This window comes from Tildeniella sp., assembly GCF_059505325.1.
The window spans coordinates 1-19,615 of sequence record NZ_JCACKI010000046.1; the positions used below are offsets into that span (position 1 = coordinate 1).

Genomic DNA, 19,615 nt, shown 5'->3' on the forward strand with positions numbered 1-19,615 from the left:
GGGAGTGGGGAGTGGGGAGTGGGGAGTGGGGAGTGGGGAGTGGGGAGTGGGGAGTGGGGGAGGCAGGGGAGGCAGGGGAGGCAGGGGAGGCAGGGGAGGCAGGAGAGGCAGGGGAGGCAGGGGAGGCAGGGGAGAGAGGTCAAAACCAACTCAAAACTTTTCAGCCCTCTGCCCCCTCTGCCCTCTGCCTTCTGCCCTCTGCCTTCTGCCCTCTACCCTCTGCCTTCTGCCTTCTGCCCTCTGCCTCTCTATAGAGATGAGAGGGCTTTTCGATACATCTTGTGCAGTGCCGACCCTATAATATGAAGGCAAGTAACAAAACCGTTAGTCTTGCTATCCACACAGCCTGAGGGGTAGTGATTGTGTTTGTCCTCAGTGGTTATGAGTATCTACTTGGGTTTTTGCTTGTTTGCAGTCTTGTACCGCTCCTGGCATTAACAGCCTCCAAGCTTGTTCGCCCCAGCCGTCGGGGACCAGAGCGTCGTACAACGTATGAGTCTGGCATGGAGCCGATCGGAGGCGCTTGGATTCAGTTCAACATTCGCTACTATATGTTTGCGTTGGTCTACGTCATTTTTGATGTGGAAACTGTGTTTCTCTATCCGTGGGCAGTCGCGTTCAATCAACTCGGTTTACTCGCGTTTATCGAAGCGCTGATTTTTGTTGGCATTCTTATCATTGGTCTTGTTTACGCTTGGCGCAAAGGAGCACTGGAATGGTCATGAATCCGGATACGGCGACAAAAGGTGCTGCTCAGTCTGAGCTGATTCTTAATCCGATCGCCCGACCACAAGTGACCCACGATTTGTCTGAAAATGTCGTTTTGACAACCGTGGATGATCTGTACAACTGGGCGCGACTGTCGAGCTTGTGGCCCATGCTGTACGGCACTGCCTGCTGCTTTATTGAGTTTGCAGCGCTGATTGGTTCGCGCTTTGACTTTGATCGCTTTGGACTGGTGCCGCGATCGTCCCCCCGCCAAGCCGATTTGATTATCACCGCTGGAACAGTCACGATGAAGATGGCTCCAGCACTGGTGCGCCTCTATGAGCAAATGCCTGATCCAAAATATGTCATTGCAATGGGAGCATGCACGATTACAGGCGGGATGTTTAGTGTCGATTCACCGACTGCCGTACGTGGCGTTGATAAGTTGATTCCGGTCGATGTGTATCTACCGGGCTGCCCACCACGACCAGAGGCAATCATTGATGCCATCATCAAACTGCGGAAGAAAATCTCAAACGAGTCGATTCAAGAGCGCGGCGACTTGCGGCAGATTCATCGCTATTACAGCACTACCCACTCAATGAAAGCGGTAGAGCCGATCCTGACAGGTCAATACCTCCGGGCAGAGACGCGAGAGGTGCCAACCAAAGAGCTACAGGAAGCAATGGGGCTACCGATTTCACCAGCGCTTAAGGCAGCCGAAAAGGAGGGTCTCGATCGTGCCTGAAGAGTCAAAATCGACCAATGAACCAGCCGAAATTGTGCCTGCCGAGCCTGCGCCCGTTCAAACTGTAGGCACAATCTCAACATGGCTGACGCAGAACGGCTTTGAGCATGAGTCTCTAGGATTGGATGCCTCCGATGTAGAGATGCTGAAGGTTGAGCCAGAGTTTCTTGTGCCCTTTGCAACGGCTCTGTATGCCTACGGGTTTAACTACTTACAGTGTCAGGGAGCCTATGATGCGGGTCCTGGCGACCAGTTGGTGAGTTTTTACCATCTGATTAAGCTGGGTGACAATGCCGATCGTCCGGCTGAAGTTCGCATCAAGGTCTATTTGCCGCGCGAGAACCCTCGTGTGCAGTCGGTGTACTGGATTTGGAAGACGGCAGACTGGCAGGAGCGCGAGTCTTACGACATGTACGGCATTATCTACGAGGGGCATCCTAACCTGAAGCGCATTTTGATGCCTGAAGACTGGGTTGGCTGGCCCCTTCGCAAGGATTACGTGTCACCCGATTTCTATGAATTGCAGGATGCGTATTGATTGCACCTTGTATTGTGAATCAATTGTCGGGGTGTGGGATTAAACCAATTTTTGATTGACCGCAGAGACGCAGAGAAAGACCTCTGCGTCTCTGCGGTGAGTTCTAGGTGTTCTTTCCTTAATTCAGTCATCAGTTTGTTGCTGGTTTCTGAGCCTTATCTTTCGCCCAATCTTGACCGACTTGAATCGTAATGTCGGAATCGAGATCGCCAGTACTTTCGATGCGGACTTCGCCAAAACCGAGCGATCGACGTACCGCTTCAGCACTTCTCAGATCGCCCTGCTGGGCAACGATTCGAGTCACATTTAGCGGTTCCCGATTTGGGCTAGATACGCTGACGTTGTCGTAGCCGCCCTGCCTGAGTTTATTTGCCACAGCCTGCGCTGCGTTAGTTTGGCGTGTACTGTCTTGAATGACCACCCTGACTGAATTAGCAAGCGCGTCCTCCGCCGACACTGTGCCAAAGTTAAAGTGCCGCGCCATCATCGTTTGAATACGCTGAGTACTGGGTAACCAGTAGCTAATACCGCTATATTCATGGGGCTGGCTAAAGCTTCCCGGCACCATCAACATCTGCACCTGAGAGCGGTTGGTTTTGGCAGCAAAACCAACCAGGGCAACCAGTTCTTCAACGCTCAGGTTGGTGTCAATATGGGATTGAATCACCCCTAGAATTTGAGGCAGGCGTGCCAGTGTGGTTGGGTTCAATGCCTGCTCCATGAGCGATCGCATTACCATCTGCTGCCGCTGAATACGACCAATATCGCCATACTCGTCATGACGGAACCGGAGTAACTGAAGCACCTGATCACCATTCAGGTGCTGTTGACCCGCTTTGAGGTTGACGTAGAGGTGCTGGCTCTCATCTTTATACTTCATATCTTTTGGCACAAACACCGTCACGCCGCCTAGCGCATCCACCAGTGCCTGTACGCCTTGGACGTTGATAGAGACATAGCGATCGACCCCAACACCGCCCAGCAGTTCGCTCGTTGTTTTAGCACTTAGCGCCGGACCACCATCTGCGTTTGCTTCATTGATTTTGGTGATGCCGTAGCCTGGAACCTGAGTACGGGTGTCTCTCGGAATGGAAAGCGCCACCAGCTTTTTCGCTTCAGGATTAAACCGTAGCAGCAGCATTGTATCAGTCAAGCCATCAAACGAGTTGACGAGTGAATGGTAGCGCAATTTTTTGAGATGAGCTGGGGGGTTTTGCACATCTGTTGTCAAAACTTTGAGACCCAGAACCAAAATGTTAACGGGACGAGTCAGCTCAGGTAACTGTAGGGTGTTGTTCTTAGAGATGCGATCGCCCTTCGAGAAAACCGAAGCCTGCTCTGGACTCAACTCACGCTGCATCAAGGGCGTACTGGCAAATGACATCGCTAGCAACGCACCTGCTGTAGCCGACAGCACCGCGACTCCTGCCAGACCACTCATTAACCAAAGCCAGCGTCTCCCCCTCTGTTTTGGAACCTTTCTCAACACTGCCTTTGGTTTCTTCGTCGAATGCAGAGGACGCTGATTTGAACCGTTCACTTCTTTCTTCTACCCCACACAACGATAACGACTGCTGAAACGGTGGCAACTTCTCAACAGTGGACTAAACGGTCTCAAGAAGCGCACTGCTTTAAAGAGGGCACTTTGTAGAGATGAAAACGTGAATAGTTTGACTGTTTGCACTGTCTGCCAGGTTCTACTGATTTCTACGCACCCCTAGCAGCAGCATGTTAGCAATAATTTCCGCAAGCTGCGTAAAAGTTCAATAATAATATGCGAACCTGTCGTCATTGAAAAGCTAAAGGCTCGCAGAAGCGTTCACTTTCTAAAGCTTTTTTCCGATCGAGCGTTTCCTTGCGTCGAACCGTCGTGTGTAACAGTTCGACGCGATCGCCCTCCGTCATCCCATTAAAATCACTGTATCGATCACGTGAATCACGCCATTGTCAGCCTCAATATCGGCAGCAACGACCGTAGCATTTTTGACCTCAAACCCGTCGGTTGTATCAATGCGAATCGGTGATCCTTCAACTGACATCAGCGAATCGATCGTTTGTAAGTCAGCCCGCATCAATTTGCCAGACACTACATGGTACGTCAGGATGCGGGAAAGCTGAGGAATGTTCTGCACCAGTGTTTGCACCGTCCCCGGCGGCAACTTGGCAAACGCCTCGTCAGTCGGCGCAAACACAGTAAAAGGACCCGGACTGCGTAACACATCAACCAAGCCAGCCGCCTGCACTGCTGTAACGAGCGTTTTAAACGAACCTGCATTGACTGCAATATCGACGATATCTGGCATCTGTTAAGCCTCGGTTTGAGTGGGGAGTGGGGAGTGGGGAGTGGGGAGTAGAGGGAGCAGGAGGAAGCAAGGGGAGCAGGGGAGGATGCGGGGGATGGGAAGGATGGGGAGGCAGAATGAACTCAAGACTTTTAGCCTTTAGCCTTCATCCTTTAGCCCTCACCCCTCACTCCTCTCTCCTCACCTCTTCTACCTATATTCCTGATGTTGAATGTTGCGCAGTCTTGCTTCTGGTCGCTTGAAGCGATCGAGCTGTGCTTCAAAGAATGTCCGGTTTGCCTGGAGATGGTTGGGATTTGGGTCATCCAGTGGATACAGAAGGGCAGCTCGTAGCGCTTGGATGACGGCGGATGTGACGCAATACATCGATCGCTGAAAGCTAATACCCAATTGAATCAACATATCGCCTTCGCCGCGACAGTGCTGGCGGTAATAGTCCACCAGATAGGGCGGTAAAAAATGCAGCATATCTTGCATCAGGAGCGTGGGTGGAATACCTGCCGTCCCTACTGGAAAGACATCCGCGTAGAGAATACCAAAGTGAAAGTCTTTCTGATCGTTGGGCACTTGTTTTGCCTGTGCGTTGTAAGACTTGGTGCCTCGAAACGGTGACGTGCGATAGAACACTGCTTCCACATAGGGCAGGGCGGCTTCGTATAGCCACATGAAGCCCTTTGATTTCGGCACAATTTCATAGCACTCGCCCCGAATATAAACGTGATGGTAAATGGGACGACCCGCGATCGCAAAAATGCCGTTCATCAAGAAGTTCATCGCATCGGGCACGCTGGCAATTTTGCCCTCGTCATACAAATCAGACATTTCAAAAAACACGGGAGCCATCACTTCCCAAAATAGCCCCAGGTTGGCGTAGTACGACATTTGCCGACACTGCTCCAAAAACAAATCAGGAAACAGCTTGTACATCCCTAGCATTGCCGGGTTGTATTTGAAATATGCCCGAATCGCGCGATCGGCATTCGTCCTGTACTCATCACTATCCAGGTAGGGATCGAACTGACCGCCCATGCCCCGGTGCCAGAGCATCGATCGCATACACTCCTCGGCAAACTCCATGTTGATGCGATCGTGCCAGAGATGATGGAACAGCCGGGGCATTTTAACGGTTTCCCCCTTCTCCATAAACGCCAGCAGTTCTGGATGCGCTGTTGCTTGCCCACGCCAGATCCGCAAATCCGCATCATCGCCAGCGTAATGGTTATGCAGATCCAGATACTCTTGAGGCAGAAAATATTTGAAAAACGGCAGTGGATTGAGAAATTCGCGTTCGGCAATGTACAGCAGATCGCGCCAGTAAAAATCCATCGGCACCGCATACGCTTTGTACAGCCCAATGATTTGCATCAAATTCTCTGGCGTATCCGGCAGCATCGCGCCACCTGCTTCGAGTCGGTGAACCACGTCTGCAAATTCATGCTGAGATGGAGGGAGGCTGGTTTTGGTGAAAGTTGCAGTGGTCATAGGAGGTGAGGGGAGAAAGATAAAGGATGAAGGATAAGTTGTAAGAAAGAAGTGAGGTCAACAGAGGGAGCGGGGGCAGCAGAAGGGGCAGGGGAGGTTTTGAGCTGTTGACCAAGACCTTTTAGCCTTTAGCCTTTAGCCTTTAGCCTTTAGCCTTTCCCACTCCCTACTGCCTACTCCCCATTCCCTCTCCGATCGCCACTTGCTTACTAGCATTGATCGTCAACGCTGCTACCAGTCCTTTTGTCGTTGGTTCACTCCAGCGCAGCAACCACGTTGGTTGGACTCCAAGAAAGAAAATCAACGCTGCCAGGACTAGAGCAGGGGTTTGTTCTGTCCAGGTGACATTGGGGTAATACGCAGTCGTGTTGTCTAGTTTGCCAAAGCAGGTGCGGTTGAGCAGAATTACAAAGTAGACGGCGGTTAGCCCACTGGCAATGATGCATAGCAGTGTCGGCAAGGGAAAGACTGAGAAGCTGCCCTGGAAGACCAGGAATTCTGCTACGAAGCCGACCAGTCCAGGAATGCCAGCGCTTGCCATGCCACCGAGCACCAGCAGGGCACTGGTTAACGGCAGCCCACGAATGGGATTCAGCAGACCATTCAGTTGATCCAATTCACGGGTGCCTACTTTTGCTTCGATCACGCCAACCAGGTAGAACAGAATGGCTAAAATCAAGCCGTGGCTTACCATTTGACCAACAGCCCCTAGCAAACTCAGTTCGGTGCCCGCAGCGCAGGCGACCAGTACATACCCCATGTGCCCGATCGAGCTATACGCCACCATCCGCTTAATATCTTTCTGTGAAATCGCCGTGAGAGAGCCATACAAGACGCTGGCAACGCCGACGATCGCCAATCCTGGAGACACGATCGACCAGGTTTCGGGAAACAACTGCAAGCAAAACCGCACAATGCCGTAGGTTCCCAGCTTCGCCAAAATCCCACCCAGCAGAATCGCTACAGGCGGCGACGCTTCGACATAGGCATCGGGCAACCAGGTGTGGAGCGGAATCAAGGGCGTTTTGATGGCAAAGCCAAGGAGCAGAATCGTCAGCAGAATGAGCTGCGCTTTTAGCGGTAGATCCTGAGTGCTGATGGCTCCGTAATCAAAGCTAGACGCTCCACTCAGCCAGGTTAAACCCAAGAAGCCCACCAAAATCAATACGCCCGAAACGGCTGTATAGATGAGGAATTTCATCGCCGCATAGTCACGCTTGGGTCCGCCCCAAATCGCAATCATCAAGTAAAGCGGAATCAACTCGACCTCGTAGAACAGCACGAAGAGGAGCAAATTCTGAGCCAGAAACGCGCCTGCAATACCACCACAGACCAGTAAAGTGAGTGCGTAAAACAACCGCGATCGCACCATTCGCTGGCTGCTACCGTAAATCACAATCCAGATCAACAGACTATTGAGCGCCAGTAAGGGCAACGACAGTCCATCAACGCCAAGCCGATACGTCAAGCCTAGCGAGTCCAACCACGAAAGCGATTCCTGCATTTGCAAGCCTGCATTGCCGATGTCAAACCGAGTCAGCAGGAAGAGTGTCCATAGCAGGTTGAGGGTTGCGATCGCCAGCGCCACTAACCGCGATCGCTGTTCGGGACAAAAGCCGATGAGAAACGCACCGATAACAGGTAGCCAGATGAGAGTACTGAGCATGGGAGGTGTGGGGTGTGGGGTGTGGGGTATGGGGTATGGGGTGTGGAATGAAAGGGGAGCAGAGGAGGCAGAGGGAGCAGAGGAGGCAGAGAGAATTGGGATTAACGACTCCCTTGCCCACTCCCCACTCCCTATTCCCCATTCCCCCTTTCTACGACGACCACATGATGAGGAAGCCAACCAGCACGGCACCAACCAAAATCGTCAACGCATAGGATTGTGCCTGCCCTGATGTGCTGTACTTCAAGCCTTGACCACCAAAAAGTGTGGCAACTCCCACCAGATTGATGAAGCCGTCGACGAGGTAGCGATCGATCCAATCGGTAATTCGAGAGATGAAATCGACACCCACCACAATGCTCATACGGTAAATCTGAGCCGTGTAGAAGTCGTAGGAAAGCAAGTCTTGCAATGGCTTCCAGGGAAATTGGACGGGTTTGGGAATGGCGTTGCCCAAATAGACAACTGCACTTAGACTGCAACCAAAAAGGCTTGACCACAGCAGCAGCAATGCCACGTCTTTGTTGAGACCTGCCCAGTCTGGCAGCAGTAACAACGCTTGCAGCACGATCGGCACATGCAGCACCACGCCAAGCAAAACCATCATCGGCAGCGCCATCGACCAAGGCACTTCGGGCGATCGCTGTGCCATCGGCTGCGGCTGTCCACCAAAGATGCGGCTAAACACGCGCACAAGGCTGAACGCTGTGAGTCCATTCACCAACAGCACCAAGCCGACGAGCCACGGTTGGGTTGCCCACAGACCGTCTGCTAGCTTGAGCAACGCCCAAAAGCTACCGAAGGGAGGCAAGGCAATCAAGCCAGCCGTACCCGCCAAAAATGCCAGTCCTGCAACGGGACGACGTGACCAAAGACCGCCGAGCTGAGTAATATCCTGCGTAATACTGTTCCAAATAATCGCCCCAATGCTCATGACGAGAAGGGCGATCGCCAGTGCATGAGTCAACACCAACAGTAGTGCTGCCTCGCTTTGCCCAGTGCCGACGGCAATAAACACTAAGCCCATGTAAGCACTCACGGAATACGAGAGAGTGCGCTTGAGGTCAATTTGCGCGATCGCAATCAACGAGCCACCGATCGCGGTAATGCCACCAATCCAGATCAACGCAGCCATGACCACAGGCGACAACGCCAGCAAAGGTTCTAGCTTGATCAGCACCCATGCTCCCGTTGCGACCACTACTGAGTTCCGCAAAATCGTGCTGGGTAACGGACCCTCCATCGCCTCATCCAGCCAGAGATGCAGCGGAAATTGAGCGCATTTCCCCATTGGACCTGCTATTAACGCCAGCCCCACCAGCGTAATCACCGTTGAATCAACAGCCGCAGACTGCGCCCACTCTGCCAACTCCGTAAAGTTCCAGGTTCCCGCCAGCGGCAGCAGCGCTACCACACCCATCAGCAAAAACAAATCGCCGACGCGCTTAGTCAGGAAGGCATCACGGGCACCTGTGACTACCAGCGACTGATTGAACCACAGCCCCACCAGCAAGTAGGTTCCTAGCGTCAAAATCTCCAGGATGATGTAGCTAAAGAACAGCGAGTTGCACAATACGAGTGCACACATTCCCGCTTCAAACAGCGCCAGCAGTGCGAAAAAACGCGCCCAGCCCCAATCCATCTCCAGGTAGCCAACCGCATAGACTTGAGCCAAAAGATTCAAGCCTGTGATTAAAACCGTTGCACCCACTGTGAGTGCAGAAATCTCAATGGGAATCGTTAGATCGAGATTGGCAACGCTCAACCAGGGAAAAGAAAGCTGCTGCGCTGGTTTATACCACACAGTTGGCAAGATAATCAACCCATGTAAAAACGCTAAAAACGTCATGACAAGATTGACATAACCCGAAGGTCGCGGACCTGTAAGACGAGTTGCTGACGGAAACCAAAGGACAGAAAGCACAGCACCCGCTAAAGCATAGCAAGGTATCAACCAGATGTTCTGGAGGAGGAGTTGGTCCATAAAACGACCCCAAGTTTGTAAAAAGGCTTCACTAATGCGAACGTTCACTACAGTTACCTAACGCAACTGAACGCTCTAGAGGCAAAGCTTATTTGCTCTAATCTAAATATATGGCATTAGGGACATCACTATTAATCAATGCTTTTTATAAAGTACATAGATTTTATTCTATGCGAGGCTCACTTTAGTATACGTTCTCCTCGGTGAAGCGGTATCGTTGTCAACGCTCGATCGCACTTCAAACAATCGCCAAGCACTTGCAGAAAGATGTGTTTGAGGGCTTCCTACAATGTCATTCAATCAACTCAACTCACAGCGACAAAAACCAAAGTAACAGCAAGCATTCTGTTATTAGCCCTTACCAAGAAGACAGCAACCAGCGGCTCAAGGCTTCGCTGCCCGTGCGATCGCCTGCCGTTGAGCCTTCATCCGTTCAAAGCTAAGCGCTCCAACTCCCAACGTCACCAGCAGAATACCAAAAACCTGTACCCACTGTAGCGGGTTGTTGATAAACAGAAACGCCAATAGCGCTGTTACTACTGGACCACTAGACGCAACAATGGAAGCTAAAGCTGCTCCCATATAGCGCACACCAAAGTTGTTAGTCAGGTAACCAAGCAGAGTCAAAGCACCAAGAATGACACCACCAACAACAAAGCCAAGCGGTTGATCAACTTGAACACCTTTTGGTGGGAAAAAGGTCAGAATAACGCTGGATAAAACAAAAATTGTTGAAAATTGAATTAGCGTCACCGGAATCGGATGCAGTTTCTTAAAACCAAGCTGCATACAAACCAGGTAAAACGCAAACGCAATGCCTGCCGCGATCGCAATAAATGCCCCGCCTCCTGACACATTACCGCTTGCTGACTTGAGACCAGGTAGCGCGGTAAAAAATACGCCTAGCAGAATTGTGAACATCACGATCCAACGCAGAGGCGTGGGGCGATCGCCGAACAAAAACCACGCTAGCGGCACCGTCACAATGGGGTATGTAAAGAGAAGCGTCACCGCTGGACCCGCGCCAATTTTGTCAATGGCAATGTAAATTAGCACCTGCGATAAAAACAGAAACACACCACTACCGATCACATTCAATAGAGGGCGGCGATCCGGAGCCGTCAGAAACTTCCTCAGATCTCGCCAGACAGGCGGGTATAAAAACATCGCCACAGGCACCATCAGCGGCAATACAACCAGCATCCGCAGCCACAGAATCAGCAACGCATTACCCAAACCAAGCTGAATGAATCCACCGAGTTTGATGCCGCCACCCAGCCAGCCCAGAATCACGCTCTCTCGCCCAATAATACGCACGACGACGTTATGGATTGACAGTGCGGCTGTTGAGACCAGCACCAGTACCAGCCCTAACTGAAAATGAGACAATTCTCGCCTCGATTTTGCAGGCAGGGGGAGTGGTGCGCCCGGTACTTCTAACGGGATTGGGTGCGCGATCGGTGGCGATTGTGCAGAGAGATGATGGGGCGGTGGAGAGGGCTGACTTGATCGCGTTTGTGGTGGAGAGGGCAGTGATGGATAACCCTGAGTCGTACCACCATTGGTTGGAGAAGAGGAGTAATGGCTATCTCTGGGATGATTGCCTTCGGTTGCATACCCACTTTCTCTGGAATAGCCATTCTCGCGCGACGTATGAGGCGCAACCGGGCGGCTAGCTTCTGCCTGAAGCTGCTCTCGAAGGCGATTAATCAAGGCATCCAAAATGGCTTCGCCTTGCTGCTCCAGACTTTGCATCCGGTTTAGCTGCTGCGATAGCGAACTCTGATAGCTGTTCAGTTCCTGCTGCAAGGTTTTGAAGGTGGTGCTGAAGGTAGCGTCCAGCGATGCCAATAACCGATGGGCGCTGTCGCTATGTCCGTTGGCAGCAGACAGTGCGGCACCTGAATTGGTTTGCGACGTAGGTTGCGTTTGCTGCGTGCTGGCGACTTGATTCAGTCGCTGGATCATCAGTGCTTGCAAATGGCTTGCCAACACCTGAGCCAGTTGTTTTGCCCAAAGCTGTTGTTGTGCGATTTGCTGTTGTGACAGGGTTTCTAGCTGTCGTGATTGCAGTGTCTGGTAGTAAGACTGAAGCTTGTCAATATCCGACATCAGCCGTGTTTTTTCGGCTTGCAATCGGGCAACATCACGCGAAAGCTGACCAATGACTCCCTGCTGGAGGCTGGTAAGATCCTGTGTCACGGCTTGCAGGACACTCTCAACGGTACGATCGCTGTCTGCCCCAGGTGCTGACTGCCCATGCAGTGTATGCGATCGCGTAGTACGCCCTTCAGACATCGGAGAATCGCCCAGTTGCCCCATGAATGGTTTCCTCTAGTTTGCCAATCCCAAGTGCAAGTACCAATCGATCAGCGTCTAGCGATCAGCGTTCCCCATTTGTATGGTTAAACCAATACTTTAGGTTTAAATCATCCGTTCTTACGTTACTCGCCATGAAGCGAAACGATAACTAAATGGTGAAAAAATTTAAACGAAGACTGTCAATGTAGCGCAATGATGAACAGCTCATTTCCTTCGGTGGAAGCGTTGTGCGGTACAAGTTCTTTGATTTTAAGGCAGGAGGCAGAGGGCAGAAGCAAAGAGGATCATAGTGCTCCTTCTGCCTTCTGCCTCCTGCCTCCTGCCTCCTGCCTCTTCGCGACTGATGCTTGACGCTTGGTTAAAACCTCCGAGGTTTGCATAAGCCTTAATAATGGTTCTGCAGCCTAAAGAAACGGCAACAGCCAGCGACCGAGACTAAAGATTGTGGCTCCGAGCACCGCTGCTAGTGGAACCGTGACAACCCAGGCAAGACCGATCGCACCCAGGGTTTGTAGCCGAAGCGCTTGCATCGACTGTACCAAGCCAATACCAACGACACCGCCAACCAGCGCATGGGAGGTCGAAACGGGCAAGCCCAGACGTGATGCCAACAAAACGGTTGTCGCCGTTGCAAGCTCAGCACAGAACCCACCACTGGGCTGCAAGGGAATGATGCCTTCTCCGATCGTGGCGATCACCTTTTTGCCCCAAACGGCAAGCCCTACCACAATACCTGCTCCACCCAGCACTAAAATCCACAGCGGCACTTGAAAGCCTTCTAGAGGAACGGAACCTGTCCGGTGAATGTACGCGATCGCTGCCAGCGGTGCCACTGCATTGCCCACATCATTCGACCCGTGAGCAAAAGCAACAAAGCAGGCGCTGAAGAGCTGAAAGCGAGCCATGAGGGATTCGATGGGTGAGGTGTGGGGTGTGAGAGGTGAGGAGTTAGGGGGATGGGGAGAGGCGGAGCTAGGGAGAGGCGGAGTGCTGAATTGATTCTGACTGCTGACCGCTGACCGCTGACCGCTGACCGCTGACTGCTGACCGCTGACCGCTGACTGCTGACCGCTGACCGCTGACTGCTGACTGCTGACCGCTGACCGCTGACCGCTGACCGCTGACCGCTGACCGTTGCCTCCTGCCTCCTCCAAGTGCCGCCAACCAAACCCTGTCAAGCCAACCACCGCGATCGCGCCAATGATTAACGAAACGGTGTGAGACGGTAGCGGTAGAGATTCAACAAAGAACTTTTCTACAACGGTTGGTAAAACAAGGATGCCAAAAGCACTCAGCAACGCCACACTGAGCCAGGGAATCCATTCGTTGAGTGGCGCGATCGCATCCGGTTGATCAAGAATCCAACGTTTAATTTGGCTATAGAACAACGCTGCGATCGCGCCACTCACGATCGGGGTAACCACCCAAGACAGCGAGATAATCCCCAGCGATCGCCAATCAACTGCTTGCGGACTGATCGCAACACAGGCAAACCCAGCGATCGCGCCGACAACAGCATGGGATGACGAGACTGGCAAACCTCGACTGGTCGCAATATTGAGCCAAACGCCGCAGGCAAGCAGTACAGCAACCATGCCCACTACTAACGTTTCTGGCATCGGCGCGAACAAAGCCGGGTTGATTAGCTTCGTTGCCAACGTTGCCGAGACATCTTGTCCAAAGAGCACCGCTCCCGCAAACTCCAGCACGCCTGCGATCATCAACGCCTGTCGCATCGTCACGGCTTTCGATCCAACCGACGTGCCCATTGAGTTTGCCACATCGTTGGCACCCAAGTTCCAGGCAAGGTAGAAGGCGAGAAAGCTGGCGAGGCTTAGCATTGGCAAATTTACATTGGCAGGTGCGATCGTTCACTAGGTGCCATACTATCCCGACAAGGCACTCACATATGCGGCGCTCGATCGATTAGCCATCTCAATTTGCGTCCCACTACTTCCGCAGCTCGTGTGATGGCATTCCAAGTCTACGTAAAAATCCCGACGCATACTATTTCAACCTCTGCTAGGCTTACCCGTCAGCTATGGCAAAAACGGTCGTGAAAGGATTATCTGAAAAAGTTGTTGCAGGCGGTTTTGCCCTGGCGCTGCTCGTATTAGGTGGAGTGGCGACAGGTTCCTACCTGAGCGTCCAAAAACTGATCGCAAGTCGGCAATCAGTTGAGCATACCTTTGAGGTTCTGGATGCACTAGACAAAATCTTCAACGGCAGCACCACAGTTTCCAGCGGGCGCTATGGATACATAGTCAACCGCGACAAAACTTACTTGAACGATTATAAGGCTGGTCTACAAGCAACCGAGCAAGCCATCCAAGACACTCGGCGCTTAACAAGCGATAACCCCGATCAACGAGAGCGACTGGCAAAGGTAGAACAGGTAATAGCGGCACGAACCGCTGTGGCTCAACGGTCGATCGCGCTGATGCAACAGGGACAGTCAAGCGATGCAAGGCAAGATGCTTTTTCTGATCAAGGTTTTCGCCTGGGTCGGAAATTGCGGCTCCTACTCACCGTGATGAAGGACGAGGAACGTCGCCTATTGCAGCAGCGGAAAGCGGCGACCGATGACAGCGTACAGCAGGCAATCTTAGTGAATGGGGTAGGCTACCTTTTAGGTTTCAGCTTGCTTACAGGTGTCTTTTTGATGCTTCATGGGCAAATACGCATTCGTCAGCGTACCGAAGCTGCCCTGCAGAAGCATTCAGAAGCAGTCTCTGACCTCTACAACCACGCGCCCTGTGGCTACCACTCTCTAGATGCGGCAGGTAACTTTACCCATATTAACGACACAGAGTTAGACTGGCTGGGCTACACCCGTGATGAACTGGTTCATAAGAATTTTGCCGAAGTGGCTACAGCTCAGAGTGCAGCAGTGTTTCAGGAGAACTTTCCTAAATTCAAAGAGCAGGGTTGGATCAGCGATGTTGAGTTTGATCTGGTTCGCAAAGATGGCACACTGTTGCCTGTCAGCTTGAGCGCTACTGCCATTCAAGATGCAGAGGGTAACTTTCTGATGAGCCGATCGACACTGTTCGATATTAGCGATCGCAGACGCGCCCAAACAGCCCTCCAACAAGCAAACGAGCAATTGGAAGCACGTGTGCAGGAGCGCACCGTTGCATTATCTCAGGTCAATGCGCTACTCCACAGCGAACTCCTCGATCGCAAACAGGCAGAGCAAGCACTTTTAGAGAGCGAGAAGCAACTCCGCACCATCACCAATGCGCTGCCCGTACTCATTTCCTATGTCGATGCCGATCGACGCTACCGCTTCAACAATCGGGCGTATGAGCACTGGTTTGGCTACGATTGGACGACGCTATGTGGACAGCACCTCAGGGAGGTTATAGGAGAATCGGCTTATCAGGCGATCACCCCCTATGTCGAGGCAGCACTGTCAGGGCAAGAAGTGCTTTACGAAAACTCCGTGCCCTACAAAGATGGGGGTATACGTTGGATTCGTGCCGTTTACATTCCCGATTTTGGTGAGCAGGGAACCGTGAAGGGGTATTTTGCCCTGATTAATGACATCACCGATCGCAAACTGGCAGAGCAGGCATTAGCCGAGAGTGAAAAGCAACTTCGCTTGATCACCGATGCGCTACCCGTCCTCGTCTCCTACGTAGATGCCGACCAGCGCTATCGCTTCAACAATCAGACATACGAGCACTGGTACGGACAAACGCGAACGGAACTCACGGGGAAGACCATCAGGCAGGTGATCGGTGAGTCGGCGTATAAGCGCATTCAGCCACACGTTGAGGCGGCACTGTCAGGGCAAGCTGTCACCTACGAAAGTATCATGCCCTACACCGATGGCGGCACACGCTGGATCAATGCGACGTATATTTCCGATTTTGGGGAACAGGGGAACGTTCGAGGCTTTTTTGCTTTAATTGCCGACATCACCGATCGCAAGCTGGGAGAAGAAGCACTGCGCGAAAGTGAGCAACGCTTGAGTCTGGCAGTTGAAGGGTCTGGCATGGCAACGTGGGACATCAATCTGCAAACGGGCAACGCGCTGTGGTCTGCCCAGCATTTTAAGTTGTTGGGGTATGAGCCAGCACCCAGTGGTGAAGCAACCTTGTCGATGTGGCAGCGCTGTGTTCATCCAGACGATATTGAGTCAGTGATGCAGATTGCGAAACAGGCAATGCAGACGCGATCGCTCTATCGGTCAGAACATCGCATTCGGCGGGCTGATAATGGACAAATCGTCTGGCTGGCGGCGTTTGGTCGTGTGCTTTACGATGAGGCGGGTCAGGCAGTGCGCTTTCTTGGCATTATTCTTGACATCAGCGATCGCAAACGGGCAGAACTGGCGCTCCAGCAGGCAAAGGACGGGTTAGAAATTCAGGTGCAAGAGCGGACAGCCGCCCTCAAGCAGTCAAACGATGACCTGCGCCGCTCGAACCAGGAACTAGAGCAGTTTGCCTATGTTGCCTCTCACGATTTGCAAGAGCCACTACGCGCCATCATGGGGTACACGCAGTTGCTGACTCAAGACTACCGCGATCGTCTTGATGAGACTGCTCAAGGGTACGGCGGTTATATCGTCGAAGGGGCACAGCGAATGCAGCAGTTGATCCAGGATCTGTTGCACTACTCGCGTGCCGGCACTCGTGACCTTGAGTTTGCGCCCACTGACTGCAATGCGGTTTTAGAGCAGGTACTACGCGTTTTACAGGTGGCGATCGCCGAAAGGAACGCCAGTATCACCTATGATCCTCTACCGACCGTCATCGCTGATCAAAGTCAATTAGCGCAACTCTTTCAAAACCTCATCGGCAACGCGATCAAATTCTGCCATGACGAGACTCCCAGCGTTCATATCAGTGCGAGGCAAGCAGAGGGAAAGGGGGCAGAAGGCAAGGGTCAGCGGTCAGCGGTCAGCGGTCAGCGGTCAGCGGTCAGCAGTCAGAATCAATTCAACACTCCGCCTCTCCCTAGCTCCGCCTCTCCCCATCCCCCTAGCTCCTCACCCCTCACCCCGCACCCCGCATGGCTCTTCTCCGTCCGCGATAACGGTATTGGCATCAAGCCGCGCTACCTTGAGCGTATTTTTGAAATTTTCAAGCGGCTGCATACTCGTACTGAATTTCCCGGTACAGGGATTGGGTTAGCGATTTGCAAAAAGATCGTCGATCGCCACGATGGGCATATTTGGGCAGAATCAGAGCCAGGAAAGGGTACCACCTTTTACTTTACAATTCCTTACGATGACCGTTCAGAACCATGACGATTCAACTACTAAACTCGATCGAGATTTTGCTGGTGGAAGATTCTCCCAGCGATGCCCATCTCACCATCAAAAGCTTTGAGCAAGCCAAGATTACCAACAGCTTGCACTGGGTTGAAGATGGTGAAACGGCAATGGACTATCTACGACAGCAGGGTGAATATACGAATGCGCTTCGTCCCGATTTAATTGTGCTGGACTTGAATCTGCCGGGTATGGATGGTCGTGAAGTGTTAGCAGAAATCAAAGGCGATCCTGACCTTAAGCGCATTCCAGTAGTGGTTTTGACGACTTCAAGTAGCGAAGAAGATATTTTGCGATCGTACAATCTCAACGCCAACTGCTACGTCACAAAACCGTTTGATGTCCGGCAATTTATGCAGGTCGTGCAGTTGATCGGCGACTTCTGGTTAGCAGCGGTCAAACTACCGCCAGAGTAGGCTCAAACTCGCTGTCAAGCGAAACAAAGATGACAGTGAATCTACGGATGCCACGCTGATTTTGTGGAGGCATCGTAGGGAAGCCACTTCTGGAGCGTCAGTGTGGAGATTCTCCATTAGTCGATCGTGCTCACGGTAAAGCAGCCTTATGAACGAAGTACGGAAGCACGTGCTGCTAGTAGAGGATAGCCCTACCGATGCCGCCTTGCTGAGCCAGTCTTTTTTGCGCCTGGAGCAATCCAAGTGGACGCTGACTCATGTTGAATGTCTTAGCAGCGCTATTAACGCTTGCTTTGTACACGACATTGATGTTGTCTTGCTGGATCTTCGCCTGCCAGATTCAGATGAAGCAGATACGTTAATTGAGTTTCGTGCCAGCGTACCCGATGTTCCCGTTGTTGTGCTGACGATGATGGATGACGAGGCATTAGCGTTGCAAGCAATGGCGGGCGGAGCGCAGGATTATCTTGTCAAAGGTCAAATTACGCTATCCCTGCTGGCGCGATCGCTTCGTTATGCGATTGAGCGGGGGCAAATCCTGAAGCGGCTGAGAAATAGCGAACAAAGCATTCTTAAAGCCTTAGAACAGGAGCAAGAACTGAATCTACTCAAGTCAAGCTTCATTTCAATGGCATCGCACGAATTTCGCACGCCGATGACCATGATTCGCACGGCTGCGGAGTTGCTGCAAAACTTTTATCATGATCTGACTGAAAGCAAGCGACAGCAGTACTTCGATCGCATTAACACGGCAATTCACCAAATTACGGCATTGCTCGATGAAGTTCTATTGTTAAGCAGCACCGAGACTGGCTTGCGCTACAAACCAGAAGCCGTTGATTTAGTCGCGCTTTGCACGGAACTGACCGAAGATTTGCAGTTTAGCAATGCTGACAGTCACACTATTAGCTTTGTCCGTCAGGGAGACTGCTCTGAAGCTGTGATGGATGCGGCTTTACTACGCCATATTCTCACTAACCTGCTTTCCAACGCCTTGAAATACTCGCCACATGGAGGAGACATACAGTTCAAACTCTCCTGTCAGGAGAGCACCGCTATCTTTTGCATCCAAGACCAGGGCATCGGTATTCCCCTTAAAGATCAAGCTCATCTGTTTGAAACATTCTACCGCTGTGGCAACGTCGGCAAAATTCAAGGTACCGGACTAGGGCTAGCGATCGTTAAAAAATGCGTCGATCTACACCAGGGGCAAATTCAGGTTTGCAGCGACGGTGCTGGTACAACCTTTACAGTGGCGTTGCCACTACATCCGCGATCGCTGATTACCGTCCAGTAACGTCGTTTGTCGTTCGCCAAGAGCCGACCTACCGCGCTAAAACCTCAAGCCAACGCCAGCCTGAATCGATGCAGCAGTGTTACCTCCTTGACGGTAGGCATCGAAAGCGATGACCGCATTACCAAAGACAACCAGTTGACTATTAGGCAAAACATAGTCGATACCAGGTTGAATAGCAAAACTGGTTTTGTTACCCAGCGGCGTTGTGCGATCGTCATCCAACGGCACCGCAGCACCCACACCAATATAGGCATCGGTACGCCAGTTGATTGGTAGATCGTAGGAAACGGTTGGGACGAGTGTAGTGCGCTTACCAATCAACGCTTGCGCCCGAATGGAAACTGGTAGTTTGAGAAACTTATAGCGAGCCGCAACAACGCCTGAGGTGCGTTGGGGTTCTCCACCTGCGTCACCATCGGTTAAACCAACCGCAATGCCCGCACCCACATAACTACCGTAGGCAGCCTGTGCTCTTGCTGCTGCTGCTGTGGTCAGCGTTATGCCAACAGCGAGGGCAGCACCGCCCAGCAGCGTCAAACCGCACTGCCATACTGCTGTTGGCTTGTTGAAGATGATGCGCTTGAGACGGTTCATGTGGTTACTCCTTAACACTCACTCAGCAAGAGCTTTGTTCAATGCTTAAATTTAGCCCAATTCTTCAGCGTTGAATCACTTATTTGCTCACTGATGGGATCATGATTGTGTTTAAAGAATGTGTTTAGAATCAAAGAACGTCGTTCATTTCATTTATGTTGACCATGTTCTGCTTCAACGCTTGTCTAAAGCGATGGTTAAACGTTCAGCGATCGGCTGTGTCGTAGCAGATATCTGCAAAGGCAGCTTGATATTCTTTTCGCACTTGATGCTGTA

15 protein-coding genes are annotated in these 19,615 nt (G+C 51.9%); 7 read left to right on the plus strand and 8 right to left on the minus strand.

Annotation, left to right across the window (positions count from 1 at the left end; all coding sequences use genetic code 11):
• The 4 genes from AC5JO6_RS15985 to AC5JO6_RS16000 form a co-directional block, all read left to right on the plus strand.
• The coding region (locus tag AC5JO6_RS15985; protein ID WP_496082060.1) for a hypothetical protein at window positions 1-254 on the plus strand (254 nt) is incomplete at its 5' end.
• A gap of 108 nt (window positions 255-362) precedes the next feature.
• Complete coding sequence (gene ndhC / locus AC5JO6_RS15990; protein ID WP_106259002.1) at window positions 363-725, plus strand: photosynthetic/respiratory NAD(P)H-quinone oxidoreductase subunit C; 363 nt, start codon at window positions 363-365, stop codon at window positions 723-725.
• Complete coding sequence (gene ndhK, locus AC5JO6_RS15995) at window positions 716-1,456, plus strand: photosynthetic/respiratory NAD(P)H-quinone oxidoreductase subunit K (protein ID WP_496082061.1); 741 nt, start codon at window positions 716-718, stop codon at window positions 1,454-1,456. Before ndhC ends, ndhK begins: the two co-directional genes overlap by 10 nt.
• Window positions 1,446-1,994 carry an NAD(P)H-quinone oxidoreductase subunit J gene (locus tag AC5JO6_RS16000; RefSeq protein WP_496082089.1) on the plus strand — a complete coding sequence of 183 codons (549 nt, stop codon included), beginning with the start codon at window positions 1,446-1,448 and terminating at the stop codon, window positions 1,992-1,994. Before ndhK ends, AC5JO6_RS16000 begins: the two co-directional genes overlap by 11 nt.
• A 130-nt stretch (window positions 1,995-2,124) precedes the next feature.
• Here AC5JO6_RS16000 and AC5JO6_RS16005 read toward each other — a convergent pair whose 3' ends face one another.
• The 7 genes from AC5JO6_RS16005 to AC5JO6_RS16035 all read right to left on the minus strand — a co-directional run bounded on the left by AC5JO6_RS16005 (window position 2,125) and on the right by AC5JO6_RS16035 (window position 13,592).
• The gene (locus AC5JO6_RS16005) at window positions 2,125-3,435 is read right to left on the minus strand and encodes an LCP family protein (protein WP_496082062.1); all 1,311 of its coding nucleotides are present in this window, start codon (window positions 3,433-3,435) and stop codon (window positions 2,125-2,127) included.
• 460 nt (window positions 3,436-3,895) lie between these two features.
• On the minus strand, window positions 3,896-4,297 hold the full coding sequence (locus AC5JO6_RS16010; RefSeq protein WP_496082063.1) for a fasciclin domain-containing protein: 402 nt from the start codon (window positions 4,295-4,297) through the stop codon (window positions 3,896-3,898).
• Window positions 4,298-4,486: 189 nt separating this feature from the next.
• Window positions 4,487-5,779: a CO2 hydration protein gene (locus AC5JO6_RS16015; RefSeq protein WP_496082064.1), complete on the minus strand. Its 1,293-nt coding sequence runs from the start codon at window positions 5,777-5,779 to the stop codon at window positions 4,487-4,489.
• Window positions 5,780-5,945: 166 nt separating this feature from the next.
• Window positions 5,946-7,445 (minus strand): NADH-quinone oxidoreductase subunit M, encoded by a 1,500-nt coding sequence (locus AC5JO6_RS16020; RefSeq protein ID WP_496082065.1) that lies wholly within the window; start codon window positions 7,443-7,445, stop codon window positions 5,946-5,948.
• A gap of 151 nt (window positions 7,446-7,596) precedes the next feature.
• On the minus strand, window positions 7,597-9,429 hold the full coding sequence (locus tag AC5JO6_RS16025; RefSeq protein ID WP_496082066.1) for an NAD(P)H-quinone oxidoreductase subunit F: 1,833 nt from the start codon (window positions 9,427-9,429) through the stop codon (window positions 7,597-7,599).
• A 384-nt stretch (window positions 9,430-9,813) separates the two neighbouring features.
• The gene (locus tag AC5JO6_RS16030) at window positions 9,814-11,751 is read right to left on the minus strand and encodes an EamA family transporter (protein WP_496082067.1); all 1,938 of its coding nucleotides are present in this window, start codon (window positions 11,749-11,751) and stop codon (window positions 9,814-9,816) included.
• A gap of 404 nt (window positions 11,752-12,155) precedes the next feature.
• Complete coding sequence (locus AC5JO6_RS16035) at window positions 12,156-13,592, minus strand: inorganic phosphate transporter (protein ID WP_496082068.1); 1,437 nt, start codon at window positions 13,590-13,592, stop codon at window positions 12,156-12,158.
• A gap of 200 nt (window positions 13,593-13,792) precedes the next feature.
• Between AC5JO6_RS16035 and AC5JO6_RS16040 the strand changes: the two genes are divergently transcribed.
• The 3 genes from AC5JO6_RS16040 to AC5JO6_RS16050 all read left to right on the plus strand — a co-directional run bounded on the left by AC5JO6_RS16040 (window position 13,793) and on the right by AC5JO6_RS16050 (window position 18,745).
• Window positions 13,793-17,008, plus strand: a complete 3,216-nt coding sequence (locus tag AC5JO6_RS16040) for a PAS domain S-box protein (RefSeq protein ID WP_496082069.1) — start codon at window positions 13,793-13,795, stop codon at window positions 17,006-17,008.
• Entirely contained in the window at window positions 17,005-17,448 is a 444-nt protein-coding gene (locus AC5JO6_RS16045; protein WP_496082070.1) for a response regulator, read from the plus strand. Before AC5JO6_RS16040 ends, AC5JO6_RS16045 begins: the two co-directional genes overlap by 4 nt.
• 148 nt (window positions 17,449-17,596) lie before the next feature.
• Window positions 17,597-18,745, plus strand: coding sequence for a sensor histidine kinase (locus AC5JO6_RS16050; protein ID WP_496082071.1), 1,149 nt, complete (start codon window positions 17,597-17,599; stop codon window positions 18,743-18,745).
• A 36-nt stretch (window positions 18,746-18,781) separates the two neighbouring features.
• Here AC5JO6_RS16050 and AC5JO6_RS16055 read toward each other — a convergent pair whose 3' ends face one another.
• Entirely contained in the window at window positions 18,782-19,339 is a 558-nt protein-coding gene (locus AC5JO6_RS16055; protein ID WP_496082072.1) for a hypothetical protein, read from the minus strand.
• Window positions 19,340-19,615 lie beyond the last annotated feature (276 nt).

Excerpts from the sequence above, each read along its gene's own strand:
- AC5JO6_RS16050 (WP_496082071.1), top strand. The coding sequence starts at position 17,597 with ATGAACGAAGTACGGAAGCACGTGCTGCTAGTAGAGGATAGCCCTACC.
- AC5JO6_RS16015 (WP_496082064.1), bottom strand. The coding sequence starts at position 5,779 with ATGACCACTGCAACTTTCACCAAAACCAGCCTCCCTCCATCTCAGCAT.
- ndhK (WP_496082061.1), top strand. The coding sequence starts at position 716 with ATGGTCATGAATCCGGATACGGCGACAAAAGGTGCTGCTCAGTCTGAG.
- AC5JO6_RS16040 (WP_496082069.1), top strand. The coding sequence starts at position 13,793 with ATGGCAAAAACGGTCGTGAAAGGATTATCTGAAAAAGTTGTTGCAGGC.
- AC5JO6_RS16005 (WP_496082062.1), bottom strand. The coding sequence starts at position 3,435 with ATGAGTGGTCTGGCAGGAGTCGCGGTGCTGTCGGCTACAGCAGGTGCG.
- AC5JO6_RS16045 (WP_496082070.1), top strand. The coding sequence starts at position 17,005 with ATGACGATTCAACTACTAAACTCGATCGAGATTTTGCTGGTGGAAGAT.
- AC5JO6_RS16020 (WP_496082065.1), bottom strand. The coding sequence starts at position 7,445 with ATGCTCAGTACTCTCATCTGGCTACCTGTTATCGGTGCGTTTCTCATC.
- AC5JO6_RS16010 (WP_496082063.1), bottom strand. The coding sequence starts at position 4,297 with ATGCCAGATATCGTCGATATTGCAGTCAATGCAGGTTCGTTTAAAACG.
- AC5JO6_RS16055 (WP_496082072.1), bottom strand. The coding sequence starts at position 19,339 with ATGAACCGTCTCAAGCGCATCATCTTCAACAAGCCAACAGCAGTATGG.
- AC5JO6_RS16025 (WP_496082066.1), bottom strand. The coding sequence starts at position 9,429 with ATGGACCAACTCCTCCTCCAGAACATCTGGTTGATACCTTGCTATGCT.
- AC5JO6_RS16030 (WP_496082067.1), bottom strand. The coding sequence starts at position 11,751 with ATGGGGCAACTGGGCGATTCTCCGATGTCTGAAGGGCGTACTACGCGA.
- AC5JO6_RS16035 (WP_496082068.1), bottom strand. The coding sequence starts at position 13,592 with ATGCTAAGCCTCGCCAGCTTTCTCGCCTTCTACCTTGCCTGGAACTTG.